Here is a 1,210-nt window from a genome sequence, read left to right on the forward strand (position 1 = left end):
AAACTTCATCGCGGACGGTCTCCCTTCTTTGTGGCTCCCTGGCGGCCACGCTTGGCACTATGATGCCGTTGAGGTGAGGCCGTCCACACCATCAAGGATGAGCAGCTGGACGCCGGCCAGGGCGCGGAAGAGCCGGCCATAGCGTCCGTCGCCGCGGGCCAATTGAAGATCGCCGAAGAGCTTCGGTACTCGTCTGATAGAGAACGGAGCGGTCATCGCGACAGGCCTTGTGGCCCAAGGCCGAGGCGAGCCAGCTTTTGCCGACGCCCGTTGGACCGGTGATGATCAGATTGTCGTGCGCATCGATCCAGCTGCCTTCGGCGAGCTTCTGGAAGAGTCCACGATCAAGGCCTCGCGCGGCGCGGTAATCGACGTCTTCAATGGCGGCCTGGTGACGCAGACGGGCATAGCGCAGCCGCCGCAGCAGCTTTCGGTCATAGCGATGGGTGCTCTCTCGGTCGAGCAGAAGCCCGAGCCACTCGGCGTGGCTCATGGCTCCGGCCTCGCGCGAGGCTTCGATCTCGGTAAAGGCCTTGGCCATGCCGACAAGGCCGAGGAGGTTGAGCTGATCGAGAGTGGGATGGGTGAGCATGGGCGGTCCTTCAGTTGTAGTAGCGCGCGCCGCGGATATTGGGATGAAGGATCGCCGGCTCCTCGGCGGCGCGCTGGCGCGGCGCCTGGCGATCAAGATTGTTGTCGAGAATGGATTTGACCGAGCCGTAGGTCCTGGCGCCGATCTCGATCGCCCGTGTCGCCGCGGCTTCAAGGCGTTGGGCACCGAAGGGGCGCACCAGGCGGACAATGCCGAGGCAGGCCCTGAAGCCTTGTTCGGGATGCGACCGATATTCCAGGATCAGATCGCACAGGAACGCGGTTGAAGGACCGACCGTCGCCGCCTCGCGTCGGATCCGCGCGATGGTCCAGTCGGCATAGCGCCTGTGGCTGTGGAACAGGAGGTCGGTGGTTCGAGCCCACCCAACTGTACCAACAAAATCAGCAACTTAATCTACTCGTCGCTGAGGTCAGCTAGCGCTAGCTACCAGATAGCTACCGCGGGGACGGGATGTCAATCGGCTTCCAACTTTGACCCCTCATCGGCGTCCAATTTTGACCCCTTCGCGCGGCGGGTTTTGCTGGTAGCGCTCGTCTCGTCGGAGCTGGCCGGGATAGCGGAGGCGAGACGAGCGCGGGTGGCGTGATCGTCGTGGTG

Annotated in this window: 3 pseudogenes; all 3 read right to left on the minus strand. The window is 63.5% G+C overall.

Going from position 1 to position 1,210, the window contains the following annotated elements:
- Positions 1 to 90 precede the first annotated feature (90 nt).
- Positions 91 to 592, minus strand: a pseudogene (locus IVB12_RS03370) (ATP-binding protein); the annotation flags it as partial.
- Positions 593 to 602: 10 nt separating this feature from the next.
- A pseudogene (locus IVB12_RS03375) lies at positions 603 to 944 on the minus strand (IS21 family transposase); the annotation flags it as partial.
- A gap of 122 nt (positions 945 to 1,066) precedes the next feature.
- Positions 1,067 to 1,210: pseudogene (locus IVB12_RS38305) on the minus strand (IS21-like element helper ATPase IstB); the annotation flags it as partial.

It is taken from the genome of Bradyrhizobium sp. 179, assembly GCF_023073535.1.
GTDB lineage: Bacteria > Pseudomonadota > Alphaproteobacteria > Rhizobiales > Xanthobacteraceae > Bradyrhizobium.